At 61.9% G+C, this 21,678-nt stretch carries 25 protein-coding genes and 2 riboswitches; of the genes, 14 read left to right on the top strand and 11 right to left on the bottom strand.

The window, feature by feature from the left end:
- Nucleotides 1-48: 48 nt before the first annotated feature.
- The 5 genes from sufC to sufA all read left to right on the top strand — a co-directional run bounded on the left by sufC (nt 49) and on the right by sufA (nt 4,267).
- Nucleotides 49-804, top strand: coding sequence for a Fe-S cluster assembly ATPase SufC (sufC, locus tag AMK00_RS11525; RefSeq protein WP_064802821.1), 756 nt, complete (start codon nt 49-51; stop codon nt 802-804).
- 24 nt (nt 805-828) lie between these two features.
- The gene (gene sufD / locus AMK00_RS11520) at nt 829-2,103 is read left to right on the top strand and encodes a Fe-S cluster assembly protein SufD (protein WP_064810458.1); all 1,275 of its coding nucleotides are present in this window, start codon (nt 829-831) and stop codon (nt 2,101-2,103) included.
- Nucleotides 2,104-2,116: 13 nt separating this feature from the next.
- On the top strand, nt 2,117-3,358 hold the full coding sequence (locus AMK00_RS11515; protein ID WP_064810457.1) for a cysteine desulfurase: 1,242 nt from the start codon (nt 2,117-2,119) through the stop codon (nt 3,356-3,358).
- A 12-nt stretch (nt 3,359-3,370) separates the two neighbouring features.
- Nucleotides 3,371-3,751, top strand: a complete 381-nt coding sequence (locus AMK00_RS11510) for an SUF system Fe-S cluster assembly protein (RefSeq protein WP_064810456.1) — start codon at nt 3,371-3,373, stop codon at nt 3,749-3,751.
- Nucleotides 3,752-3,874: 123 nt separating this feature from the next.
- Nucleotides 3,875-4,267, top strand: a complete 393-nt coding sequence (gene sufA / locus AMK00_RS11505; protein WP_064802812.1) for a Fe-S cluster assembly scaffold SufA — start codon at nt 3,875-3,877, stop codon at nt 4,265-4,267.
- Between the two features lie 81 nt (nt 4,268-4,348).
- Here sufA and AMK00_RS30725 read toward each other — a convergent pair whose 3' ends face one another.
- The 6 genes from AMK00_RS30725 to gcvT form a co-directional block, all read right to left on the bottom strand.
- On the bottom strand, nt 4,349-4,972 hold the full coding sequence (locus AMK00_RS30725; protein WP_082240297.1) for a hypothetical protein: 624 nt from the start codon (nt 4,970-4,972) through the stop codon (nt 4,349-4,351).
- 152 nt (nt 4,973-5,124) lie between these two features.
- Nucleotides 5,125-5,430 (bottom strand): flagellar basal body protein, encoded by a 306-nt coding sequence (locus AMK00_RS11500; protein WP_064810455.1) that lies wholly within the window; start codon nt 5,428-5,430, stop codon nt 5,125-5,127.
- Nucleotides 5,431-5,568: 138 nt separating this feature from the next.
- Nucleotides 5,569-6,609, bottom strand: coding sequence for a GH25 family lysozyme (locus AMK00_RS11495; RefSeq protein WP_064810454.1), 1,041 nt, complete (start codon nt 6,607-6,609; stop codon nt 5,569-5,571).
- Nucleotides 6,610-6,817: 208 nt separating this feature from the next.
- Nucleotides 6,818-9,682: an aminomethyl-transferring glycine dehydrogenase gene (gene gcvP / locus AMK00_RS11490; protein WP_064810453.1), complete on the bottom strand. Its 2,865-nt coding sequence runs from the start codon at nt 9,680-9,682 to the stop codon at nt 6,818-6,820.
- Complete coding sequence (gene gcvH / locus AMK00_RS11485) at nt 9,682-10,044, bottom strand: glycine cleavage system protein GcvH (protein ID WP_064810452.1); 363 nt, start codon at nt 10,042-10,044, stop codon at nt 9,682-9,684. Before gcvH ends, gcvP begins: the two co-directional genes overlap by 1 nt.
- Before the next feature lie 27 nt (nt 10,045-10,071).
- Nucleotides 10,072-11,208: a glycine cleavage system aminomethyltransferase GcvT gene (gcvT, locus tag AMK00_RS11480; protein WP_064810451.1), complete on the bottom strand. Its 1,137-nt coding sequence runs from the start codon at nt 11,206-11,208 to the stop codon at nt 10,072-10,074.
- Between the two features lie 75 nt (nt 11,209-11,283).
- Nucleotides 11,284-11,364: riboswitch (glycine riboswitch) on the bottom strand.
- A riboswitch (glycine riboswitch) is annotated at nt 11,365-11,457 on the bottom strand.
- A gap of 158 nt (nt 11,458-11,615) precedes the next feature.
- Here gcvT and AMK00_RS11475 point away from each other — a divergent pair.
- The gene (locus tag AMK00_RS11475) at nt 11,616-11,996 is read left to right on the top strand and encodes a hypothetical protein (RefSeq protein ID WP_064810450.1); all 381 of its coding nucleotides are present in this window, start codon (nt 11,616-11,618) and stop codon (nt 11,994-11,996) included.
- 73 nt (nt 11,997-12,069) lie between these two features.
- Entirely contained in the window at nt 12,070-13,113 is a 1,044-nt protein-coding gene (locus AMK00_RS11470) for a copper chaperone PCu(A)C (RefSeq protein ID WP_064810449.1), read from the top strand.
- Between the two features lie 62 nt (nt 13,114-13,175).
- On the opposite strand, the gene AMK00_RS11465 is transcribed toward AMK00_RS11470, so the two are convergent.
- Entirely contained in the window at nt 13,176-13,442 is a 267-nt protein-coding gene (locus AMK00_RS11465) for a hypothetical protein (RefSeq protein WP_064802797.1), read from the bottom strand.
- A gap of 120 nt (nt 13,443-13,562) precedes the next feature.
- On the opposite strand from AMK00_RS11465, the gene crcB reads away from it, so the two are divergent.
- The 7 genes from crcB (at nt 13,563) to AMK00_RS11430 (ending at nt 19,077) form a co-directional block, all read left to right on the top strand.
- Nucleotides 13,563-13,940: a fluoride efflux transporter CrcB gene (crcB, locus tag AMK00_RS11460; protein ID WP_064802795.1), complete on the top strand. Its 378-nt coding sequence runs from the start codon at nt 13,563-13,565 to the stop codon at nt 13,938-13,940.
- Nucleotides 13,941-14,027: 87 nt separating this feature from the next.
- Nucleotides 14,028-15,026, top strand: a complete 999-nt coding sequence (locus AMK00_RS11455) for an RluA family pseudouridine synthase (RefSeq protein ID WP_064802793.1) — start codon at nt 14,028-14,030, stop codon at nt 15,024-15,026.
- Nucleotides 15,023-15,676 carry an HAD-IA family hydrolase gene (locus AMK00_RS11450; protein WP_064810448.1) on the top strand — a complete coding sequence of 218 codons (654 nt, stop codon included), beginning with the start codon at nt 15,023-15,025 and terminating at the stop codon, nt 15,674-15,676. The genes AMK00_RS11455 and AMK00_RS11450 overlap by 4 nt, the downstream gene beginning before the upstream one ends.
- A 9-nt stretch (nt 15,677-15,685) precedes the next feature.
- Complete coding sequence (locus AMK00_RS11445) at nt 15,686-16,471, top strand: ATP12 family chaperone protein (RefSeq protein WP_064802789.1); 786 nt, start codon at nt 15,686-15,688, stop codon at nt 16,469-16,471.
- Between the two features lie 67 nt (nt 16,472-16,538).
- Complete coding sequence (locus AMK00_RS11440) at nt 16,539-16,997, top strand: hypothetical protein (protein WP_064802787.1); 459 nt, start codon at nt 16,539-16,541, stop codon at nt 16,995-16,997.
- Between the two features lie 36 nt (nt 16,998-17,033).
- Nucleotides 17,034-18,566, top strand: a complete 1,533-nt coding sequence (locus AMK00_RS11435; protein WP_064810447.1) for an acyl-CoA carboxylase subunit beta — start codon at nt 17,034-17,036, stop codon at nt 18,564-18,566.
- Nucleotides 18,567-18,684: 118 nt separating this feature from the next.
- Nucleotides 18,685-19,077: a DoxX family protein gene (locus tag AMK00_RS11430; protein ID WP_064802783.1), complete on the top strand. Its 393-nt coding sequence runs from the start codon at nt 18,685-18,687 to the stop codon at nt 19,075-19,077.
- A gap of 41 nt (nt 19,078-19,118) precedes the next feature.
- Here AMK00_RS11430 and sugE read toward each other — a convergent pair whose 3' ends face one another.
- The 4 genes from sugE to AMK00_RS11410 form a co-directional block, all read right to left on the bottom strand.
- Complete coding sequence (gene sugE, locus AMK00_RS11425) at nt 19,119-19,433, bottom strand: quaternary ammonium compound efflux SMR transporter SugE (RefSeq protein WP_064802781.1); 315 nt, start codon at nt 19,431-19,433, stop codon at nt 19,119-19,121.
- 154 nt (nt 19,434-19,587) lie between these two features.
- Nucleotides 19,588-20,055: a YaiI/YqxD family protein gene (locus AMK00_RS11420; RefSeq protein ID WP_064810446.1), complete on the bottom strand. Its 468-nt coding sequence runs from the start codon at nt 20,053-20,055 to the stop codon at nt 19,588-19,590.
- Nucleotides 20,056-20,065: 10 nt separating this feature from the next.
- The gene (locus AMK00_RS11415) at nt 20,066-20,539 is read right to left on the bottom strand and encodes a GNAT family N-acetyltransferase (RefSeq protein ID WP_064810445.1); all 474 of its coding nucleotides are present in this window, start codon (nt 20,537-20,539) and stop codon (nt 20,066-20,068) included.
- Nucleotides 20,539-21,666: an S-(hydroxymethyl)glutathione dehydrogenase/class III alcohol dehydrogenase gene (locus tag AMK00_RS11410; RefSeq protein WP_064810444.1), complete on the bottom strand. Its 1,128-nt coding sequence runs from the start codon at nt 21,664-21,666 to the stop codon at nt 20,539-20,541. The genes AMK00_RS11415 and AMK00_RS11410 overlap by 1 nt, the downstream gene beginning before the upstream one ends.
- Nucleotides 21,667-21,678 lie beyond the last annotated feature (12 nt).

Raw genomic sequence — 21,678 nt, 5'->3', positions numbered from 1 at the left:
GGTCAATCAGGCGGCCCTTGAAGCCGCTTTATGAACAGGAAAAATGAGATGCTTGAAATCAGAAACCTTCATGCCCGCATCGCCGAAGACGGCACCGAGATCATCCGTGGCCTGAACCTGACGGTGAAGGCCGGCGAAGTTGCGGCGATCATGGGGCCGAACGGCTCCGGCAAGTCGACACTCTCCTACGTGCTGTCCGGCCGCGAAGACTATGAAGTGACCGAGGGTGACATCCTTTATAACGGCGAGAGCATTCTCGAGCTCGATCCCTCCGAGCGCGCCGCCAAGGGCATTTTCCTCGCCTTCCAGTATCCGGTCGAAATCCCGGGTGTCGCCACGATGCAGTTCCTGAAGGTGGCAATGAACGAGCAGCGCAAGGCGCGCGGCGAAGACGAGCTGACGACGCCGGATTTCATGCGCCGCGTTAAGGACGCTGCGGCCAAGCTGCAGATCAATACCGAAATGCTGAAGCGGCCGCTCAATGTCGGCTTCTCCGGCGGCGAGAAGAAGCGCGCCGAGATCCTGCAGATGGCGCTGCTGGAGCCGAAGCTCTGCGTGCTCGACGAAACCGATTCCGGCCTTGACATCGACGCGCTGAAGATCGTTGCCGACGGCGTCAACGCGCTGCGTTCGCCTGATCGCGCCGTCGTCGTCATCACCCACTATCAGCGCCTGCTCGACTATATCGTGCCTGATACCGTCCACGTGCTCTACAAGGGCCAGGTGATCAAGTCGGGCGACAAGACCTTGGCCCATGAACTGGAAGCCAATGGTTACGCCGACATCATCGGCACAGCGGCCTGAGTTCGGGTGGAAAGGACGACGTCCATGAACATGCAGACGACGAGCCGCCTGACCGCGGCCGAAACGGCGCTGATCGAGGCCTTCAATCAGCAGATCGGCGACCTGCCGGGCAATGGTGCGGTGACGGCGCTGCGTGACCGGCTTCTCGATGATTTGAAGAAGGCCGGCCTGCCGACGCGCCGCATCGAAGCCTGGCACTATACCGACCTCAAGAATCTGCTGCGCGCCGTACCGGCGCAAGTGGGTGACGCGGGCTCCAACGCGCTTGAGCCGGTCGTTGCCGGTTCCTCGGTGCTGGCGGTCATTCAGGGCCATGCCAATCAGAAGGCGGCCGTCGATGGTCTTGGCCTTTCGGCCTATTCCGAACGGCTGATCGACGGTTCCGCCGTCGAAAGGCTCGATGCGTTGGGCAGCGACGATGCGGTCGGTCGGATCAACGGCAGCTTCGTGCGCGACGGCTATGTGGTCGACGTGCCTGATGAAACCGAACTTGAAAATCCGCTGGAAATCCAGTTCATCCATGCCGGCGGGCAGACGCATACGCGTCTTCCGGTTTCCTTCGGCGCCGGCGTCAAGGGAACTGTCATCGAGCGTCACCGTGCGGTGACGGGCGATGCCGCCTTCGTGTCCCACGTCAGTGACATCACCATCGGCGAGGGCACGGAGTTGACCTGGATCATCCTGCAGCAGCAGGGCGCCGACGACACGCATCTCGGTCAGATCCGCGTCGATCTTGGCGCTAACGCCAAGCTTCGCCTGTTCGTCATCAACGCCGGCGGAAAGCTGGTGCGCCAGGAACTGAATATCAAGGTGACGGGTGAGGGTGCCGATCTGACGCTGCGCGGCATCAACCTGCTCGGGGTCGAAAGCCATACCGATGTGACGATGGTGCTCGGCCACGACGTCCCGCATACCGGTTCGACCGAAGTGATTCGCAACGTCGTCTTCGACCGCGCCAAGGGTATCTTCCAGGGCATGATCCGGGTCGCGCCCGATGCGCAGAAGACCGACGCCAAGATGGCTTGCAACACGCTGCTGATGTCCGACGACGCCGAGTTTTCGGTCAAGCCGGAGCTCGAGATCTTTGCCGACGACGTGCAATGCGGCCACGGCGCCACGGTCACCGATATCGATGCCAATCATCTCTATTACATGATGGCGCGCGGCATTCCGGAGAACAAGGCGCGGGCGATGCTCGTCAACGCCTTCGTCGCCGAGATCGTCGAGGAACTGGAAGACGAGGCCTTGGTCGAGGCGCTGGAAAGCGTGATTTCGGCCTGGCTCGAAAAGCACGCCTGATCGGATAAATGCCATGGACAAGATAGTGCCGGCCACTGAGTACGACGTCGAAGCCATCCGCCGGGATTTTCCGATCCTGGCGGAGAAGGTGCACGGCAAGCCGCTGGTCTATCTCGACAATGGTGCGTCGGCGCAGAAACCGCAGGCAGTCATCGACGCCATCTCGCATGCCTACGCCCATGAATATGCCAATGTGCATCGCGGACTGCACTATCTCTCCAATGTCGCCACGGATGCCTATGAGGCAGCGCGCGAGAAGGTCCGTCGCTTCCTCAACGCGCCCTCGGTCAATGACATCGTCTTCACTAAGAATTCGACGGAAGCGATCAATACTGTCGCCTATGGCTGGGGCATGCCGAAGATCGGCGAAGGCGACGAGATCGTCCTGACAATCATGGAGCACCATTCCAACATCGTGCCCTGGCACTTCATCCGCGAGCGTCAGGGCGCCAAGCTGGTCTGGGTGCCGGTAGACGACGAAGGCGCCTTCCATATCGAGGATTTCGAGAAGAGCCTGACGGAGCGCACCAAACTCGTCGCCATCACCCATATGTCAAATGCGCTCGGCACGATCGTTCCAGTCAAGGAAGTCTGCCGCATCGCCCATGAGCGCGGCATCCCGGTCTTGATCGACGGCAGCCAGGGTGCCGTGCACCTGCCGGTCGATGTGCAGGATATCGATTGCGACTGGTACGTCATGACCGGCCACAAGCTCTACGGCCCATCCGGCATCGGCGTGCTCTACGGCAAGAAGGAACGGCTTGCCCAGATGCGCCCATTCCAGGGCGGCGGCGAGATGATCTTCGAGGTCGCCGAGGACGCGGTCACCTACAACGATCCGCCGCATCGCTTCGAAGCCGGCACGCCGCCGATCGTGCAGGCGATCGGGCTCGGTTATGCGCTCGACTATATGGAGAAGATCGGCCGCGAGGCGATCGCCCGGCATGAGGCCGATCTTGCAGCTTACGCAGCCGAGCGCCTCCGGTCGGTCAATTCGCTGCGGATGTTCGGGACGGCGCCCGGCAAGGGGAGCATTTTTTCCTTCGAGCTTGCCGGCCTCCACGCCCATGACGTCTCGATGGTGATCGACCGGCAGGGAATTGCCGTGCGGGCCGGCACGCATTGCGCCATGCCGCTCTTGAAACGCTTCGGCGTCACCTCCACATGCCGTGCATCGTTCGGCATGTACAATACCCGCGCCGAGGTCGATGCGCTGGCTGATGCGCTTGATTATGCGCGCAAGTTCTTTGCCTGAGGAGTGTCCGTGATGAGCCTGGACGAAAGCGAACAGAAGATCGACGTGCGCGAAGGCATCGTGCATTCCAGCATCCCGACCGATGAACTGGCGCGGCTCAGCGATGACGTCATCGCCGCGCTGAAGACCGTCTACGACCCGGAAATCCCTGCCGACATCTTCGAACTCGGCCTGGTCTACAAGATCGACATCGAGGACAACAGGATGGTGAAGATCATGATGACGCTGACCGCGCCCGGCTGCCCGGTTGCCGGCGAGATGCCGGGCTGGGTGGAGAATGCCGTTGGCGCCGTCGAAGGTGTGTCGGGCGTCGAGGTCGAAATGACCTTCGATCCGCCATGGACGCCGGACCGCATGTCCGAGGAGGCGCAGGTCGCCGTCGGCTGGTACTGAACCCGTACTGAGCTGCGCTAGTACGCAGTACCGCACGCGGTATTGATCCGTTTACCTCGGGCGACTACATTTGATTCACGAAGCACCGGATCTTGACCCCGGTTGTGGAAGGAGATGAAGCCGATGGGCTTTGCAGTGATGAGCATGACGGACGGGGCTGCCGCCCGCGTCAAGGCGATCGTCGAAAATTCCGGGCCGGAAGCGAAAGGGGTTCGTGTCGGCATCAAGAAGGGCGGCTGCGCCGGGATGGAATATACCATCGACCTGGTGACCGAGCCGAATGCCAAGGACGATCTGATCGAGCGCGACGGCGCCAAGGTCTGGGTCGAACCCTCAGCCGTACTTTACCTGCTCGGCACCGAAATGGGTTTCGAGCAGACGACGCTGCGCTCCGGCTTCACCTTCACCAACCCCAACCAGACATCGGCCTGCGGCTGCGGTGAATCCGTCGAACTGAAACCCGCCGATCTCGCTGCCCTTGCTGCACAGCGCCAAAACGAGCCGGCGCATTCCTGACATCGCTCACACACGCTGAAATTAGCCGCTATCCGTTCCTGATGAAGCCGGTTTGGCTCCGTTAAGATCGCGGCTTTCTATTTATGGATGAGCAAAACGAGGCGCTGCACCACAGGCTGCGTCTTGTTCGGCGGTGCCTGTCGCGAAAAATGATGGCGATTGGGATCGGGTCTCGATTTGCATGAGAGAAACGACGTGGCAGTCCGAAGGATTTTTCTCGGCTAACCGAACACCCAGGTTGGTGGAAAATATGGGGTCCGGATTCCAGCGCTCGTAGCGCCCAGTGCCGAGGAGTACATCTCGCTCGGCAAGAAATGCCGTCCTCAGTTGGTTTTCTTCGTCTGCCGAGATCGGCTTTGCTCCCCGAGCGAGTTCGAGTTTGCACGCACGTCGCGATTTGCCATGATCGGGTGGATACTCGGTTTCGACGACAACGAATCGAGCTCCGGGAACCTCCCAGCGCTGTTCAGCCATTTTGTACCCATGCAGAAGTGGAAAGGGTACCCCAGGTGCGGTCACCGGGGCCGCCGTTCTAATGTCACGCCCAAGGTCGCGTAATCCTGTTGCATCAAAGTCTTTGCCCGTCTCCACGGCAATTCGACAGCGTGTGAACAGGTCACGCCAAACACCGGAAAGGTCTTCGTTAGCGCTAGCACTGGTTATCAGGGCCAAATTCAGAAGAATTGATAAGGTGGTGCGGCGCAAGCGGAATTCTTTCCTGAGATGATGTGTAAGCGCGTAAAGGGCAATTCCGCTAACAGAGCGGCTGATTTCGCGACGGCCGGCGCAATCGGCAGATCGACATAGGTCCGATGCAAAGCAGATTTATAACAGCACGACGACTTTGAGAGTCGCACTCAGTCGCGCTTAATGCTCATCAGCATTTCCCACATGTCCGCGCCGGTCTCGAAGACCACTGCGTTCGCCTTGTTGGCCTGTTCGGCTTCGATGAGATCGGTTAGTTCGGTGGCCGGGTCGACATCCGACGCCGTCGGGCTGACTGTCGCCTGGACGCCGCCTGATGCAGCGGCGGTGAGGCTGGTGTTCAGCCTTGCGTAGTCAGGCGTGCTGCTATTTGCGACGTTGTTGGCGATCGCGCCGATCCGCATCGTCTGCGCCCGCATTCCCGAAAGAGCAGTGTTGGTAATCCCGGATATGCTCATCAGCCGTTTCCCCAGAACTGGATGATCGTCTTTTACCTGCAAGCATTTAGGGAATGCTGAAGGCATTGCGTTAGCAAAGACCTAGCGGATACGCGTTCGGTCGTTTCGCCTGTTCCGGAGTGGCACGGCGGGCCGTCGCTATCGCGACGCCACCCAGTCGTGCCAGTCGCTTTCGCTGCCGTTGAAAACGTTGAGGTCGATCTTACCGTCGACGCCGTCGGAGAGGCCGGAGCCGGAATATTGCCAGAACAGCCACTTGCGGCCGGGATAGACCTTGGAGGGGTGGGCGGCGACCGAGCGCAGCCAGAAGGGATAGTCGAGCATCTGGCCCTTCAAATTGTCGCGGTAGAAGTCCGGTGCCGTGTAGATGATCGGGCGCTGGCCGTAATGACGCTCCAGCTTGTCCATGAAGACCTGCATCTTTTCCCGGACGCGGGCCGGGGAAATGCGCCGCTTGCAGCTCGATTCGCCGTTCCATTCGACGTCGATGACCGGCGGAAGCGCGTTGGCTTCCTTTGGAACGTTGCGGATGAACCAGTCGGCCTGCTCGCCGGCCGTCCGGCACCAGTAGAAGAAGTGATAGGCGCCGTGTTTCAGGCCGGCTTCCCTGGCGCGGCGCCAGTTCTTCTTGAACATCGGATCGAGGTGATCGCCGCCATCCGTTGCCTTGATGTAGACGAAGTTGGCCCCCTGCTGGCGCAAAGTTTCCCAGTCGATCTCGCCCTGCCAGCGCGAGACGTCGACGCCATGCACGGCAAGCTTTCTCGGCGAAGTCCTGCCGAAGTTGATCGGTTTGGCATCGCGGAAGCGGTGGCCGTAAATTCGCGAGCGCGTCGGTGATTTCGGGCCGGCATCCGGATCGATCGCCGGGTCAGCGGGCATGAGCATCGCCACCGGCCGTTCCGTCGGCATCGGCATGCCGACCGGCCTGTCTGCGGGCACGAGCGCCTGGGGCTCCGGAACCGGTGCCGTCCAGCTCAATGCTTCCTGCGGCGGGCTTGCCTGTGGGGCAGCTTCGCCAACGGCGGCGGACGGTATCGGACCGCTCGGCTTCGCGATGGCGTTTGTGGTTTCCTTGGACGGTACAGGGGTGAGCACGTCTTCGGCGCCAGAGCTCGTGGAGCATCCCGACAGGATCACGGCGGCGAGGAGAATTGCTGATACAGCCGATGAACGCATAAGAACCTGCACGCAAGACCAAGATCGACGGTGACGTTTTCGGTAAGGAAAACTGCCCATTTTGAATTGCTAACAGAGACTTGCTAAGAAAGGTTAAATTTGAATCCAATGCCGCGAAAGGTACATTGGTTCATTGCGCCGGTTACAACCTGCGCAAGGCGGCGTGTCAGCCCTCCCGAACGGCGCGGGAGGGCCTGTACAATTGCTGTTATTCCGCAGCCTCCGCGTAGCTTTCCACCGGCGGGCAGGTGCAGATCAGGTTGCGGTCACCGTAGACATTGTCGACGCGGTTGACCGGGGACCAGTATTTGTCGACGCGGAAAGCGCCGGGCGGGAAGCAGGCCTGTTCCCGGCTGTAAGGCCGATCCCATTCGCCGACAAGGTCTTCCACCGTGTGCGGGGCGTTCTTCAGCGGGTTGTTGGCCTTGTCCATGCGGCCGTCCTCGATGGCACGGGCTTCCTCGCGGATCGCCAGCATCGCCTCGCAGAAGCGGTCGAGCTCGGCCTTGGTCTCGCTTTCCGTCGGCTCAATCATCAGCGTGCCTGATACAGGCCAGCTCATGGTCGGCGCGTGGAAGCCGCAGTCGATCAGACGCTTGGCGACATCGTCGACGGTCACGCCCGCGCTGTCGACCAGCGGGCGAGTGTCGATAATGCATTCATGCGCGACGCGGCCGGTTTTCGACTTGTAGAGCACGTCGTAAGCGCCCTTCAGCCGGGCGGCGATATAGTTGGCGTTGAGGATCGCCACCTTGGTCGCCTGGGTCAGACCTTCGCCACCCATCATCAGACAGTAGCTCCAGGAGATCGGCAGGATCGACGCCGAGCCGAAGGCTGCCGCCGAAACGGCACCCGGCCGGCCGTCGGTCTCCGGGTGGCCCGGCAGGTGCGGCGCCAGATGCGCCTTGACGCCGATCGGGCCCATGCCGGGGCCGCCGCCGCCATGCGGGATGCAGAAGGTCTTGTGCAGGTTGAGGTGGGAAACGTCGGAGCCGATGTCACCGGGGCGGGACAGGCCGACCATGGCGTTCATGTTGGCGCCGTCGAGATAGACCTGGCCGCCGTGCTGATGCACCAGTTCGCAGATTTGCTTGACCGTCTCTTCGAACACGCCGTGCGTCGAGGGATAGGTGATCATGCAGCAGGAGAGATTGGCCGCGTGCTCCTCGGCTTTGGCGCGGAAATCCTCCATGTCGATGTCGCCGTTTTCGCGCACCTTGACGACGACAACCTTCATGCCGGCCATCTGCGCCGAGGCAGGGTTGGTGCCGTGCGCCGAAGTCGGGATCAGGCAGACGTCGCGATGGCCTTCGCCATTGGCGATGTGGTAGTTGCGGATCGTCAGCAGGCCGGCATATTCGCCTTGCGCGCCGGAATTAGGCTGCATCGAGAAGGCGTCGTAGCCGGTGACGGCGCAGAGTTTTTCGGTGAGATCATCAAGCACCTCGCGGTAGCCGAGCGCCTGGTCTGCCGGCACGAAGGGATGGATATCGGAAAATTCCGGCCAGGTGATCGGCAGCATTTCCGCCGTGGCATTGAGCTTCATCGTGCAGGAGCCGAGCGGGATCATCGCACGGTCGAGCGCGAGGTCGCGATCGGACAGCCGGCGGATGTAGCGCGTCATTTCGCTTTCGGCCCGGTTCATGTGGAAGATCGGATGAGTGAGATACTCGCTGGTCCTGAGCAGGCCCTTCGGCAGGCGGTAGGACGGCTCGAAATCGGCGATCTTGAAATTGCCGCCGAAGGCGCGCCAGACGGCTTCGAGTGTCGCGGGGCGCGTGCGCTCATCAAGGCTCATGCCGATCTGGGTGTCGCCGACCTTGCGCAGATTGACGCCTTCGGCGACGGCGGCGCGCAGGATGAGGCCCTGCATGTGGCCGACATCGACGGTGATCGTATCGAAGAAGCTTTCCGGTTCGATCCTGTAGCCGAGCTTTTCCAGGCCCTTGGCCATCAGCACGGCCTTCTGGTGCACCTGCTGGGCGATCGCCTTGATGCCCTTCGGGCCGTGGAAGACGGCGTACATCGAGGCCATGACGGCGAGCAGCACCTGGGCGGTGCAGATGTTCGATGTCGCCTTTTCGCGGCGGATATGCTGTTCGCGGGTCTGCAGCGACAAGCGGTAGGCGCGGTTGCCGCGGGCATCGACGGACACACCCACGAGGCGGCCGGGCATGGAACGCTTAATGGCGTCCTTGACCGCCATGTAGGCGGCATGCGGACCGCCGTAGCCGACGGGAACGCCGAAGCGCTGCGAGGAGCCGATGGCGATATCGGCGCCCATTTCGCCGGGCGATTTCAAGAGCGTCAGCGCCAGAATGTCGGCTGCGACCACGGCGATTGCGCCGGTCTGGTGCAGGCGGGAGATCAGGCCGGTGAAGTCATGCACGTGACCGTGCGTGCCGGGATACTGGAAGATCGCGCCGAAGACATCGACCGGATCGAGATCGGTGAAGGGATTGCCGACGATGACGCTCCAGCCCAGCGGCTCGGCGCGGGTGCGAATGAGGGCAATGGTCTGCGGATGGCAGTCGGCATCGACGAAGAAGGCCTTCGCCTTCGACTTGGAGACGCGCTCGGCCATCGCCATGCCTTCGGCGGCGGCAGTAGCCTCGTCGAGCAGCGAGGCATTGGCGACGTCGAGGCCGGTGAGGTCACAAATCATCGTCTGGTAGTTCAGGAGCGCTTCCAGGCGACCCTGGCTGATCTCCGGCTGGTAAGGCGTATAGGCCGTATACCAAGCAGGATTTTCCAGGATGTTGCGCTGAATGACAGGCGGCGTGATCGTGCCGTAGTAACCCTGGCCGATCAGCGAAACCAGCACCTTGTTCTTGTTGGCCGTCTCGCGCAGCTTGTCGAGCGCCTCACGCTCGGTCATCGGCGCGCCCCAGACGAGCGGCGCCTTCTGACGGATGGCGGACGGCAGCGTCGCGTCGATCAAGCCGTCGAGGCTGCTATAGCCGATCACCTTCAGCATGTCGGTCATTTCGGCCGGCGAGGGGCCGATGTGACGGCGATTGGCGAAATCGTAGGGCTGATAGTCGGTGAACTGGAATTCGGTCGGCGTCGTCATTACGCGGTGAGCTCCTTGTAGGCGGCCTCGTCGAGCAGGCCGTCGGCATCGGCGGGGTTCTTGAGTTTGAGCTTGAAGAACCAGCCGGCGCCTTGAGGATCGGAGTTGATGAGCGAGGGATCGGCAACGATCGCTTCGTTGACCGCGGTGATCTCGCCCTCGAGCGGACAATAGACCTCTGAGGCTGCCTTGACGGATTCGACGGTTGCCGCATCGTCGTTCTTCGCAAAGCTCTTGCCGACTTCGGGCAGTTCGACGAAGACGAGATCGCCGAGCTGTTCGACGGCGTAGGTGGTGATGCCGACGGTTGCGACATCGCCGTCGAGTTCGAGCCATTCATGTTCAGCGGTAAATTTCAGCATGGAAAAATCCTTTCGGAAAACAGGGTTTCAGCGTTTGTAGGTCGGCGTCACGAAGGGCAGGGCGGAGACAACGACGGGCAGGAACTTGCCGCGCACTTCGGCATAGACCTGGGTGCCTGCCGCCGCATGCGAGACCGGCAGATAGCCCATGGCGACGGGACCTTCGACGCTGGGGCCGAAGCCGCCCGAGGTGACTTCGCCGATTTCGGTCTTGCCCTCGGCATCGGCGTAAAGCTTGGCATGGCCGCGCACCGGCGCCTTGCCCTCCGGCTTCAGGCCGACCCGCCGGCGGGCGGCGCCGTTTTCGAGTTCGGAGAGGATGCGGCCGGAGCCCGGAAAGCCGCCGGCGCGTGCGCCGCCGGCCCGCCGCGCCTTCTGCATCGCCCATTCGAGCGCTGCCTCGACCGGCGAGGTGGTGGTGTCGATGTCGTTGCCATAAAGGCAGAGGCCGGCTTCCAGTCGCAGGGAGTCACGGGCGCCGAGGCCGATCGCCTGGACGTCCGGATGTTCGAGCAACCTCATGGCGACATCTTCGGCCTTGTCAGCCGGGACCGAGATTTCGAAGCCGTCCTCGCCGCTATAGCCGGAGCGCGAGACAAGGCAGGAAATGTCATGCAGGCGGCAGTGGCGCACATCCATGAATTTCATCGCCGCGACGTCGGCCCAGAGTTCGGCGAGAACCTCGACCGCACGCGGTCCCTGCAGCGCGATCAGCGCGCGGTTCAAAAGGGTGATGTCGCACTGGTCGGCGATATGGGCCTGCAGATGGGCGAGATCGGCCTCCTTGCAGGACGCGTTGACGACGACGAAAAGGTGGTCATCGAGATGGGTGATCATCAGATCGTCGAGAATGCCGCCGGTATCGTCGGTGAAGAAGCCGTAGCGCTGGCGGCCCTGCGGGAGCCCGAGAATATCGACAGGCACCAGGCTTTCGAGCGCCAGCGCCGCATCCTCGTAGCTGCCCGACTTCGCCTTCACGATGACCTGGCCCATGTGGGAGACGTCGAAGAGGCCAGCCTCGGCGCGGGTATGAAGATGTTCTTTCATGACGCCCGCCGGATATTGCACCGGCATGTCGTAACCCGCAAACGGCACCATGCGGGCGCCGAGCGAAAGATGCAGGGCATGCAGCGGGGTTTTCTTCAGGGCAGCAGTATCGTCCAAACGACGCCTCCGGGGTTTGCGCCTTTTGCTAAGGCGCGGGCTCAAATCTGAAGGCGCGGCTGCGCGCTTCTCTCCTGAGCCCCCTCTGTCCCTTTGCCTGAGATTGTTATCCCTTCGGCGAGCGTTTCGAGAACGCTTCTCTCCAGAGTTCCGTCTGCCCCCTTGCTGGTCCTTTGGCCTGAGAGTTTCCGGGGCGGTTGCTCCTTCGGCACCGGTGGCACAAGCACCGGATTCTCCCAACAGGGTTGGCCGCAATTATCCGGCGGGCGCAGCGCTTGGCAAGGCCAAATGTCGTGACCTGACAAATTTTTGTCGCCATAGTCAGGGGAGGGCGCGATCTGCGGCAAATCTGCTTTTGCATTCGGCTGGGAAAACGGCTATCGCGACATGCTGTTGAAGGGGATCTCATGCGGCGGACAGGACTGAAAGCGACGCTCTTCCTGCGCATGCTTTGCGCCTTGGGCCTGCTTTTGCTCGGATTCGCCCATCAAGCGCCGCAGGCTATCGCTTCCGATGGTTATGATGCCGCGGCCTACATGCTGCCGGATGGCACCTTTGCCTCGCTCTGCGTCACCGTGAAGGAGGCCGAAGGCAAGACTGTCGGTTTCAAGCCGAATTGCGAAGCCTGCCGGCTGTCTGCCTCGGTGATTCTGCCGACACCGGATGCGTGTTCGTGGCTCGAGCGCAAGCTCGCCTCACTCGTCAATGCCCCGATCGAGGCCGCAGCCGTTGCCGGCGTCAGCGCCATCAGCCGGGCAAATTCGCGTGCGCCTCCTTCCCTCATCTGATCTGCCTCCGCAACCTAAGACGCAGAATGCCGGTTCGCCCAAAAGAAGATCGCGGCCGGCGAGGAGATATCCGATGAAAACAATCAAGACTTTCGCGCTTGCCGCGCTTCTTTCCGCAACCGCCTTCGCCGGCGCCCAGGCGCATGTCAGCTTCCTCGACCGCGAGGTGCCGCTGGACACCACGATTCTCGCCACGCTGCAGGTGCCGCATGGCTGCGATGGCAAGGCGACCACGGAAGTGCGGGTGAAACTGCCGGAAGGTTTCGTCTTCGCCAAACCGCAGCCAAAGGCTGGCTGGGAGCTCGAAGTGATCAAGGGCGACTACCAGAAGACCTACGACAATCATGGCGACAAGGTGAAGGCAGGCGCCATCGAGATCCGCTGGAAGGACGGCAATCTTTCCGATGATTTCTACGATACCTTCGTCATCCAGGGGAAGGTTTCGGGCGTCGAAGCCGGCAGCTCGCTCGCCTTTCCGGTGACGCAGCTGTGCGGCGATGCGGTCACGGCCTGGGATCAGGTAGCAACGGCCGGCGGCGATGCGCATGAGCTGAAAAGTCCGGCGCCGCTGCTGAAAGTGGTTGCCGGCGAAGATCATGGCCACGACCATGACGACATGGCTGGGATGAGCATGCCCGGCATGGACACGACCGGCAAAGCCGGCATGGACACGACCGGCAAAGCCGGCATGGACATGTCCGCCATGGCGGCTGGGGCGCAGGCCGGAGAAACGGTCAAGGCCGGCGACCTTGAAATCTCCGGCGCCTTCGCCAAGGCGATGCTGCCCGGCCAGCCGGTCGGCGGCGGCTTTTTCACGGTGAAGAACAACGGCAAGACGGATGATCGCCTGGTATCGGTGTCTTCCCCGGTGGCCGGCGAGGTTCAGATTCACGAGATGGCGACGAAGGACAATGTCATGCGGATGCGCCAGCTGAAGGATGGCGTCGCCATTGCCGCGGGCGAGACCCTAAAGCTCGAGCCAGGCAACCTGCATCTGATGTTCCAGAAGGTGAAGACCCCGTTCAAGCAGGGCGATACGGTGCCGGTGACGCTGAGCTTCGAGAAAGCCGGCAAGATTGACTTGGTGTTGCAGGTACTTTCGGCGCAAGGCAAGTGAGTACAGGCCGGTTAAGACAGAAAAGCCCGCGGCGCGGGCTTTTCGCTGGAAAGGCGGTTTTCTCAGACGTCTTCGTAGGACTGCAGCGCCTGCTTGAGGCCGGCCTGCGGCTGGCGATTGCCCTTCTCCATCAGATCGAGCGCCACTTCGGTCGACTGGATGATGCTGGAGGGATCGTCGATTCCTTCGGTGCCTTCGGCCTTCAACTGCCGGTCGGCGAGACGGCGGGAGTCGCGGGCGGCGGTGCTCGTGGCGACGCGCTGCGGTATTCTCAGCGTTTCCAGGGCAATGGCGGCGGTGCTTGCCGAAATGGACAGGAGCTGGGTCATGCCGGCACAGTATCGACAGGATCTTGGCGCCGGCATAAGAAAGTCGCTGGCATTTTACTGAATTAAAAGAATTTCAGTCCGTCACGTTCGGATGCGCTCTCAAACTCGGATATCCCGCCCATGATCCAGGCTCTCCTCGTCGCCGTCGGCGGCGCCATCGGTTCCGTCCTCAGATATTTTGTCGGCCAATGGGCGCTGAGGCTCATGGGGCCGGCCTTTCCCTGGGGGACTCTCGCCGTCAATGTCGTCGGCTGTTTCGTCATCGGTGTCTTTGCCGAACTGGTCGCGCGGAAGTTCAACGCATCGATGGAACTGCGCCTGCTGCTGATCACCGGTTTTCTCGGCGGCTTCACCACCTTCTCGGCTTTCTCACTCGACGCCATCTCGCTCTTCGAACGCGGCGAGGCGGTCGCCGGCGGCATCTACATAGCAGCCAGCGTCGGCCTTTCGATGGCGGCAGTGTTCACGGGCCTCGCCATCATGCGCGCTTTGGTCTGATTCCGGTTTCCGTTTTGCATGAAAATGCTCTAAGGCTGCGGCAAGAACGCCGGCTTGGCCCGCGCTGCAATTTCCGAAAGACTATTCATGGCTGGCATAGAACATATCAAGGTTGAACTCGATGAGGCGGGCATGCGGCTCGATCGCTGGTTCAAGGTGCATTTTCCCGGGCTCGGCTTCGGTCCGCTGCAGAAGCTTCTGCGCTCCGGCCAAGTGCGTGTCGACGGCGGCCGTGTCAAATCGGATGCGCGCGTGCAGGCCGGCCAGATGGTGCGCGTGCCGCCGCTCGATGTCGATGCAAAGCTGAAATCCGGTCCGATCGCCGGCAAGGATCTCAAGCATTCCAGCGATTTCGAACTCCTGTCGCGCATGGTGCTGCATGAGGACGAAAAGGTGATCGTTCTCAACAAGCCGCCCGGGCTTGCGGTGCAGGGCGGCTCGGGCGTCGCCAGGCATATCGACCAGATGCTCGAAGCCTGGATCAGCCCCAAGGGTGAGAAGCCGCGGCTCGTCCACCGCCTCGATCGCGACACGTCAGGCGTTCTCGTCATCGCCCGCACCCGCGGCGCCGCCCAGAAACTGACGGCGGCCTTTCGCGAGCGCGATACCAAGAAAACCTACTGGTCACTGGTCAAGGGCGTGCCGCGCAAGCGTGAGGACAAGATTTCGACCTGGCTCGTCAAGGAGCCGACCGCCGATGGCGACCGCATGCGCATCGCCAAGCATGGCGAAGAGGGCGCCGATCATGCCGTGTCCTACTACCGCATCGTCGAGACGGCGGCGCAACGTCTCGCCTGGCTGGAGATGGAGCCCTATACGGGGCGCACCCACCAGCTTCGTGTCCATGCCTTGCACATCGGCCATCCGATCATCGGCGATCCCAAATATTTCGACGACGATCCGAACTGGGATTTTCCCGGCGGTATCCAGAAGCGGCTGCATCTACACGCCCGCCATATCGACATTCCGCATCCCTCGGGCGGCCGGTTGCGCGTCACCGCGCCTTTGCCGCCGCATATGGTGCAGAGCTGGAACCTGCTCGGCTTTGATGAAAATTCGGCCCCTATCCTGGACGATGAAGCATGAAACTTGCGCTCTTTGATTGCGACGGCACGTTGGTCGACAGTGCCGGGCTCATCCACGAAACCATGCGCCGCACTTTCGAGAAGTTCGGCAAGGCGGAGCCTCGATTTGGCGACACCAAGGCCATTATCGGCCTGTCGCTGGATATCGCTATCGCGCGCATGCAGGGCAGGCCGCATGTCGAGCAGGAAGACATCGACATGACGGCGCATTACAAATCGCTGTTTACGATCGTACGTCAGGATCTCGACCACAGAGAGCCGCTGTTTGCCGGCATTCGGGAGATGATCGACGCGATCAGCGGCCGCGAGGATCTGCTGATCGGGGCGGTGACCGGCAAATCCCGGCGCGGGCTGAACCTCGTGATGGAGACGCACGGCTTCGACAAGCATTTTGTCGTTGCGCGCACCGCCGACGACTGCCCCTCCAAGCCGCATCCGGCCATGGTGACGGAATGTTGCGACGAAACCGGGATGAATGCCGCCGATACCATTGTCATTGGCGACGCGGTTTACGATATGCAGATGGCAAAGGCTGCCGGCGCCAAGGCGATCGGTGTTGCCTGGGGCTATGCCAGTGTGGATGAGTTGATCGCCAACGGCGCCGATGCGATCGCCTACCATCCGAACGAGATATTGCGCCATTTTTCCTGAGGTGAGCCCATGCGCGATCTGCTGAACGATCTTTCCGAGGGCCTGAGCCATCCCGATCCCATCCGCCGGGCCCAGATCCAGATGAAGAAGCCGCTGCCGAAGCGTTTCTACACCGACGTGGCGGTCGCCGAGGACGGGGGCAGTTTCGCGATCACGCTCGACGGCAAGTCGGTGCGCACGCCGGCACGGCAGGTTCTTGCCGTTCCCACAGAGGCGCTCGCACGGCTTGTCGCCGCCGAATGGCGGGAGCAGGGCGAGGAAATCGATCCGACCACCATGCCGGTGACCCGGCTGGTCAACACTGCGCTCGACGGCGTGGCAACCAATACGCAGGCGATCTTCGAAGATATTCTCCGCTTTTCCTCGAGCGACCTCATCTGCTACCGCGCCGACGGGCCGGAGCTGCTGGTCGAGCGCCAGAGGCAACGTTGGGACCCGATCATCGACTGGGCGGCCAGCGATCTCGGCGCCCGTTTCATTCTCGTCGAAGGGGTGATGCATCACGAACAGCCGCGTGAGGCGACCGCGGCCTTTGCCGTGACGCTGGCGCGGCATCAGAGTCCGATGGCGCTCGCCGCCCTCCATACGGTCACGACGCTGACCGGCTCGGCGATCCTGGCGGTTGCCTTGGCCGAGGGCCGGGTGACGGTGGAGGAGGCGTGGTCGCTTGCTCATCTCGACGAAGACTGGACGATCGAGCATTGGGGGCGCGACGAAGAAGCCGAGGAGCGAAGAGCCAAGCGCTTTGCCGAGTTCAAGGCGGCAGCGGATGTTTTTTTCGCCCTAAGCGCCTGAAACATATTGCCTTCTCAGACATTATGGCGAAATCTGCGACTCCAACGGGGTGGTGCGGGATTTTGCGATGGATTGGCTGAGGTCGTGTTTTTGCCGGACCGTGCTCGTCTGTATTGCGCTGACGGCTTGCGGCAGCCTCTCGGCCAACAAGCCGAAGGCGCCGCTCTATGATGTGCGCAGCGCCGTCGTTCTCTCCGGCCCGAACATCCCGGCCGAGCTGCTTGCCGGGATCAACGACCGCGTCAATGCCGCGATCAATGCAACGATGCGCGACACCGTGCTGCCGCGGGTGGTGCTGACAATCCGCGTGGTTTCGATTCAAAAGGGACTCGGTTTCCAAAAGGACCGCAACGTCGCCAAAATCAGCGTCGACGCGGCTTCGGTCGAGGATGGCTCGGTGATTGCCGTCAGCGCCTTCGACGTAACCAGTATCGCCGCCGATCCGAAACTTGCCGACGACATCATGGCCGAGGACGTCGCTGCACGGATTCGCTCGGTTTTCTCACTTAGCGGACGCAGCCGCTAGCGCATATCGACCGCGAGAGCGGCGAGGAGAGATCGCATGAAGGAAATTCTCGAAGAACTGGAACGCCGCCGCGGCATCGCCCGCCTCGGCGGCGGGAAGGAGCGCATCGATGCTCAGCACAAGCGCGGCAAGCTAGCGGCGCGCGAGCGCATCGACCTCTTTCTCGACGAGGGCTCCTTCGAAGAGTTCGACATGTTCGTGGAGCACCGCTCCACCGATTTCGGCATGGATAAGAGCCGTATCGCCGGCGACGGCGTCGTCACCGGCTGGGGCACGGTCAACGGCCGCACGGTCTTCGTCTTCGCCAAGGACTTCACCGTCTTCGGTGGCTCGCTTTCGGAAGCGCATGCGGAGAAGATCATGAAGGTGCAGGACATGGCGCTGAAGAACCGCGCGCCGATCGTCGGCATCTACGATGCCGGCGGCGCCCGAATCCAGGAAGGTGTGGCGGCCCTCGGTGGCTACGCCGAAGTCTTCCAGCGCAACGTGCTGGCCTCCGGCGTCATCCCGCAGATCTCGGTGATCATGGGTCCCTGTGCCGGTGGTGACGTCTATTCGCCTGCCATGACCGATTTCATCTTCATGGTGCGCGATACCTCCTACATGTTCGTCACCGGCCCCGACGTGGTGAAAACTGTGACCAACGAGACAGTGACGGCTGAAGAGCTCGGCGGCGCCGTGGTGCATACGGTGCGCTCGTCGATTGCCGACGGCGCCTATGAGAATGATGTCGATACGCTGTTGCAGGTGCGCCGGCTGATCGATTTCCTGCCGCTTTCGAACACTTCCCCGTTGCCGGAGATCGAATGTTACCAGTCGGTGACCGAGACCGATGCGTCGCTCGACACCCTGGTGCCGGCGAGCGCCAACAAGCCCTACGATATCAAGGAACTCATCCGGAAGGTGGCGGACGAGGGGGATTTCTTCGAAATCCAGGAGAGCTTTGCCAAAAACATCGTCTGCGGCTTCGGCCGCGTCGAAGGCTCCACCGTCGGTTTCGTCGCCAACCAGCCGATGGTGCTGGCCGGCGTGCTCGACAGCGACGCCTCGCGCAAAGCGGCGCGCTTCGTGCGCTTCTGCGACTGCTTCAACATTCCGATCGTCACCTTCGTCGACGTGCCGGGATTTCTGCCGGGCACGGCGCAGGAATATGGCGGCCTGATCAAGCATGGCGCCAAGCTGCTCTTCGCCTATGCCGAGGCGACGGTGCCGAAGCTCACCGTCATCACCAGGAAAGCCTTTGGTGGCGCCTATGACGTTATGGCGTCAAAACATCTGCGGGGCGACCTGAACTATGCCTGGCCGACGGCGCAGATCGCGGTGATGGGCGCCAAGGGCGCGGTCGAGATCATCTTCCGCAAGGATATTGCCGATCCGGAGAAGATCGCCGCCCATACGAAAATGTACGAGGACAGGTTCCTCTCTCCCTTCGTCGCTGCAGAGCGCGGTTATATCGACGAGGTGATCATGCCGCATTCGACCCGGCGGCGGCTGGCGCGCGGACTGAAGATGTTGCGCAACAAGGATCTCGCCAATCCCTGGAAGAAACACGACAACATCCCGCTCTGACATTCGGCCGCGTGTTGCCTGCTGTCGAAAAAGTGAACGGCCGTCAGCGATCCGTGTGTTCAATCAGGGCCGGGGACGGGCTAACGCTCGGCTGCAATTTCTTTAATGGAGAGGTTTAATGTCAACTTTCGAGCGTCTTTCCGCCTATCGCCCCTATGGGCTGGCCGCTCTCAGAATCATCACCGCGCTGCTGTTTATCGAGCACGGCACCATGAAGCTTTTCGCCTTCCCGGCTGAACAGATGGCGGGCTCGCTGCCGCCGCTGATGCTTTTCGCGGCTCTTCTGGAGCTTGTCGGCGGGCTCCTTATTCTCATTGGCCTGCTGACGCGGCCCGTGGCCTTCCTGCTGGCCGGCGAAATGGCGGTCGCCTATTTCATGGCGCATGCGCCGAAAAGCTTCTTCCCGGCCCTCAACCAGGGCGACGCGGCAATTCTGTTCTGCTTCGTCTTCCTCTACCTGTTCTTCTCGGGTGCCGGCGCTTTCTCCGTCGACAACCGCAAGGCAGCTTGAGCGATTGCTGAGGGGCGTCGACGACGCCCCTCAAGCTTATTTCAGGCTGTCAGCTTGAGACCGGCGATGCCGCCGACGATCAGCATGATGCAGGCAAGGCGGGAGACGCTTGCCTGATCGCCGAGCAGCCAGATACCGAGGAGCACGGTGCCGACCGTGCCGATGCCGGTCCAGACCGCATAGGCGGTGCCGATCGGCAGGTGCTTCACTGCCAAGCCGAGCAGCACGACGCTCACCACCATGGAAATGACGGTCAGCGTCGTCGGCAGCGGCCGCGTGAAACCCTCGGTGTATTTAAGGCCGATCGCCCAGCCACATTCGAAAAGACCAGCGAGAAAAAGCAGAAACCAGGCCATACGCCTCTCCTTATTCAAGAGCGAGGCCGTCCCCGCGACGATTGCATCCTTGGGATGCCGCAGTCGTCTGCGATGGAACCTATATGCGTGAGGAAGCGGCCGGCTTCAAGATAAGAATCGGCATGGCGGCCATGCCACCCGTTTCTTGCCGGCCCTATGACCTGCCACCGGCCTCACCGGAAAGGTTCTTGGCGCGGCGACAGAGGCGATCGAACGTCTCGAGAAAACGCGAGCGGTCCTTCGGGCTGAAGGCGGCATTATAACCTTTGCTTTCCCCGGTTTCCCGCAAATGCGCACCGAGATCGCGCATGGCGCTCGCCATGCCGATATTGGTCTCGTCGAAGACACGTCCGGTCGGACCACTGACGAAGGCGCCAGTCGCGACGCAGCGCACGGCGAGCGGCACGTCGGCAGTAACGACGACGTCGCCCGTGCCGGCGCGCTCGGCGATCCAGTTGTCGGCGGCATCGAAGCCGTTGGAAACGATGACGTTGTGGACCATCGGATCGCGGGACTGGCGCAGGCCGGAATTGGCGACGAAGGTGACCTCGAGGCCGTGGCGTTCGGCAACCTTCAGAACTTCCGGCTTCACCGGGCAGGCATCGGCGTCGACATAGATCATGGCGGTGTCCTCATACCGGCTGACTGGCCGGCTGTCTGACCATATCGATATGGGGAATGCCGTCTTCCAGATATTCCTGCGACGTCCCGACAAAACCGAACGATTCGTAGAAGCGGCGCAGATGGGCCTGCGACGACAAGGCGATCGGATTTGCCGGATAAAGCCGCTCACAGGCGGCGATTGATTCGCGCATCAATGCATCGCCCAGACGTTTGCCGCGATGGGCAGGCGAGACGACGACGCGGCCGATCTTTGACGGGTCCTGCGGCTCATGCGGTTTCAGGATCCGCACCGCCGCCAGGAGGTCACCGCCCTCCAACAGTCTGAGATGCAGGGCATCAATGTCCTTGCCGTCGAGTTCCGGATAGGGACAGTTCTGCTCGACGACGAAGACATCGACGCGCATTCGAAGGAGATCGTAGAGCTCCCGCGCGGGGAGCTCATCGAAATGCCTGAGATCGACTTGGTAGTTGGCTACCGCCATCAGTAGACCACCACGCCGCGGATGCTTTCGCCCTTGTGCATCAGCTCGAAGCCCTTGTTGATGTCTTCGAGCGGCATCGTGTGGGTGATCATCGGATCGATCTGGATCTTGCCCTGCATGTACCAGTCGACAATCTTCGGCACGTCGGTGCGGCCGCGCGCGCCGCCGAAGGCGGTGCCCATCCAGTTGCGGCCGGTCACCAGCTGGAACGGCCGGGTGGAGATCTCCTGGCCGGCGCCGGCCACATCGATGATGACCGATTTGCCCCAGCCGCGGTGCGATGCTTCCAGCGCCTGGCGCATCACCTTGGTGTTGCCGGTGCAGTCGAAGGTGTAGTCGGCGCCGCCGATCAGGTCGCCATTACGCTTGGTCATGTTGACCAGATAGGGCACGATGTCGTCGCCCACCTCCTTCGGGTTGACGAAATGCGTCATGCCGAACTTCTCGCCCCAGGCCTTGCGATCCGGGTTGATATCGACGCCGATGATCATGTCGGCGCCGGCAAGCCGCAGGCCCTGCAGCACGTTGAGGCCGATGCCGCCGAGCCCGAAGACGATCGCCGTCGAACCGATCTCGACCTTGGCGGTGTTGATCACCGCGCCGATGCCCGTGGTGACGCCGCAGCCGATGTAGCAGACCTTGTCGAAGGGGGCGTCGGGATTGATCTTGGCCAGCGCGATCTCCGGCAGCACCGTGTAATTGGCAAAGGTCGAGCAGCCCATATAGTGATGGATCTTGTCCTTGCCGATCGAGAAGCGCGAGGTGCCGTCCGGCATCACGCCCTGGCCCTGGGTCGAGCGGATCGCCGTGCAGAGATTGGTCTTGCGCGACGTGCAGGAATAGCATTCGCGGCATTCGGGCGTATAAAGCGGAATGACGTGGTCGCCCTTCTTGACCGAGGTCACACCCGGGCCGACGTCGACGACGATGCCGGCGCCCTCATGGCCGAGGATCGCCGGAAACAGGCCTTCCGGATCGGCTCCCGACAGGGTGAAATCGTCGGTGTGGCAGATGCCGGTCGCCTTGACCTCCACCAGCACTTCGCCGGCCTTCGGCCCTTCCAGCTGCACGGTCATCACTTCAAGCGGTTTTCCGGCCTGAACGGCTACGGCGGCGCGAACGTCCATCTTTAGATCTCC

Source organism: Rhizobium sp. N621, from assembly GCF_001664325.1.
Taxonomy (GTDB): Bacteria; Pseudomonadota; Alphaproteobacteria; order Rhizobiales; family Rhizobiaceae; genus Rhizobium; species Rhizobium esperanzae.
Note: the sequence above shows the minus strand (reverse complement) of the source record. Positions and strands in the feature narration are given on the sequence as shown.

Coding starts and splice junctions, on each gene's coding strand:
- gcvP (WP_064810453.1), bottom strand. CDS start 9,682: ATGACGACGCCGACCGAATTCCAGTTCACCGACTATCAGCCCTACGAT.
- AMK00_RS11470 (WP_064810449.1), top strand. CDS start 12,070: ATGAAAACAATCAAGACTTTCGCGCTTGCCGCGCTTCTTTCCGCAACC.
- AMK00_RS11435 (WP_064810447.1), top strand. CDS start 17,034: ATGAAGGAAATTCTCGAAGAACTGGAACGCCGCCGCGGCATCGCCCGC.
- AMK00_RS11475 (WP_064810450.1), top strand. CDS start 11,616: ATGCGGCGGACAGGACTGAAAGCGACGCTCTTCCTGCGCATGCTTTGC.
- AMK00_RS11420 (WP_064810446.1), bottom strand. CDS start 20,055: ATGATCTATGTCGACGCCGATGCCTGCCCGGTGAAGCCGGAAGTTCTG.
- AMK00_RS11500 (WP_064810455.1), bottom strand. CDS start 5,430: ATGAGCATATCCGGGATTACCAACACTGCTCTTTCGGGAATGCGGGCG.
- AMK00_RS11430 (WP_064802783.1), top strand. CDS start 18,685: ATGTCAACTTTCGAGCGTCTTTCCGCCTATCGCCCCTATGGGCTGGCC.
- sufC (WP_064802821.1), top strand. CDS start 49: ATGCTTGAAATCAGAAACCTTCATGCCCGCATCGCCGAAGACGGCACC.
- sufD (WP_064810458.1), top strand. CDS start 829: ATGAACATGCAGACGACGAGCCGCCTGACCGCGGCCGAAACGGCGCTG.
- AMK00_RS11465 (WP_064802797.1), bottom strand. CDS start 13,442: ATGACCCAGCTCCTGTCCATTTCGGCAAGCACCGCCGCCATTGCCCTG.
- AMK00_RS11410 (WP_064810444.1), bottom strand. CDS start 21,666: ATGGACGTTCGCGCCGCCGTAGCCGTTCAGGCCGGAAAACCGCTTGAA.
- AMK00_RS11495 (WP_064810454.1), bottom strand. CDS start 6,609: ATGCGTTCATCGGCTGTATCAGCAATTCTCCTCGCCGCCGTGATCCTG.
- sufA (WP_064802812.1), top strand. CDS start 3,875: ATGGGCTTTGCAGTGATGAGCATGACGGACGGGGCTGCCGCCCGCGTC.
- AMK00_RS11510 (WP_064810456.1), top strand. CDS start 3,371: ATGAGCCTGGACGAAAGCGAACAGAAGATCGACGTGCGCGAAGGCATC.
- AMK00_RS11455 (WP_064802793.1), top strand. CDS start 14,028: ATGGCTGGCATAGAACATATCAAGGTTGAACTCGATGAGGCGGGCATG.
- AMK00_RS11415 (WP_064810445.1), bottom strand. CDS start 20,539: ATGGCGGTAGCCAACTACCAAGTCGATCTCAGGCATTTCGATGAGCTC.
- AMK00_RS11450 (WP_064810448.1), top strand. CDS start 15,023: ATGAAACTTGCGCTCTTTGATTGCGACGGCACGTTGGTCGACAGTGCC.
- crcB (WP_064802795.1), top strand. CDS start 13,563: ATGATCCAGGCTCTCCTCGTCGCCGTCGGCGGCGCCATCGGTTCCGTC.
- AMK00_RS11445 (WP_064802789.1), top strand. CDS start 15,686: ATGCGCGATCTGCTGAACGATCTTTCCGAGGGCCTGAGCCATCCCGAT.
- AMK00_RS11440 (WP_064802787.1), top strand. CDS start 16,539: ATGGATTGGCTGAGGTCGTGTTTTTGCCGGACCGTGCTCGTCTGTATT.
- sugE (WP_064802781.1), bottom strand. CDS start 19,433: ATGGCCTGGTTTCTGCTTTTTCTCGCTGGTCTTTTCGAATGTGGCTGG.
- AMK00_RS11515 (WP_064810457.1), top strand. CDS start 2,117: ATGGACAAGATAGTGCCGGCCACTGAGTACGACGTCGAAGCCATCCGC.
- gcvH (WP_064810452.1), bottom strand. CDS start 10,044: ATGCTGAAATTTACCGCTGAACATGAATGGCTCGAACTCGACGGCGAT.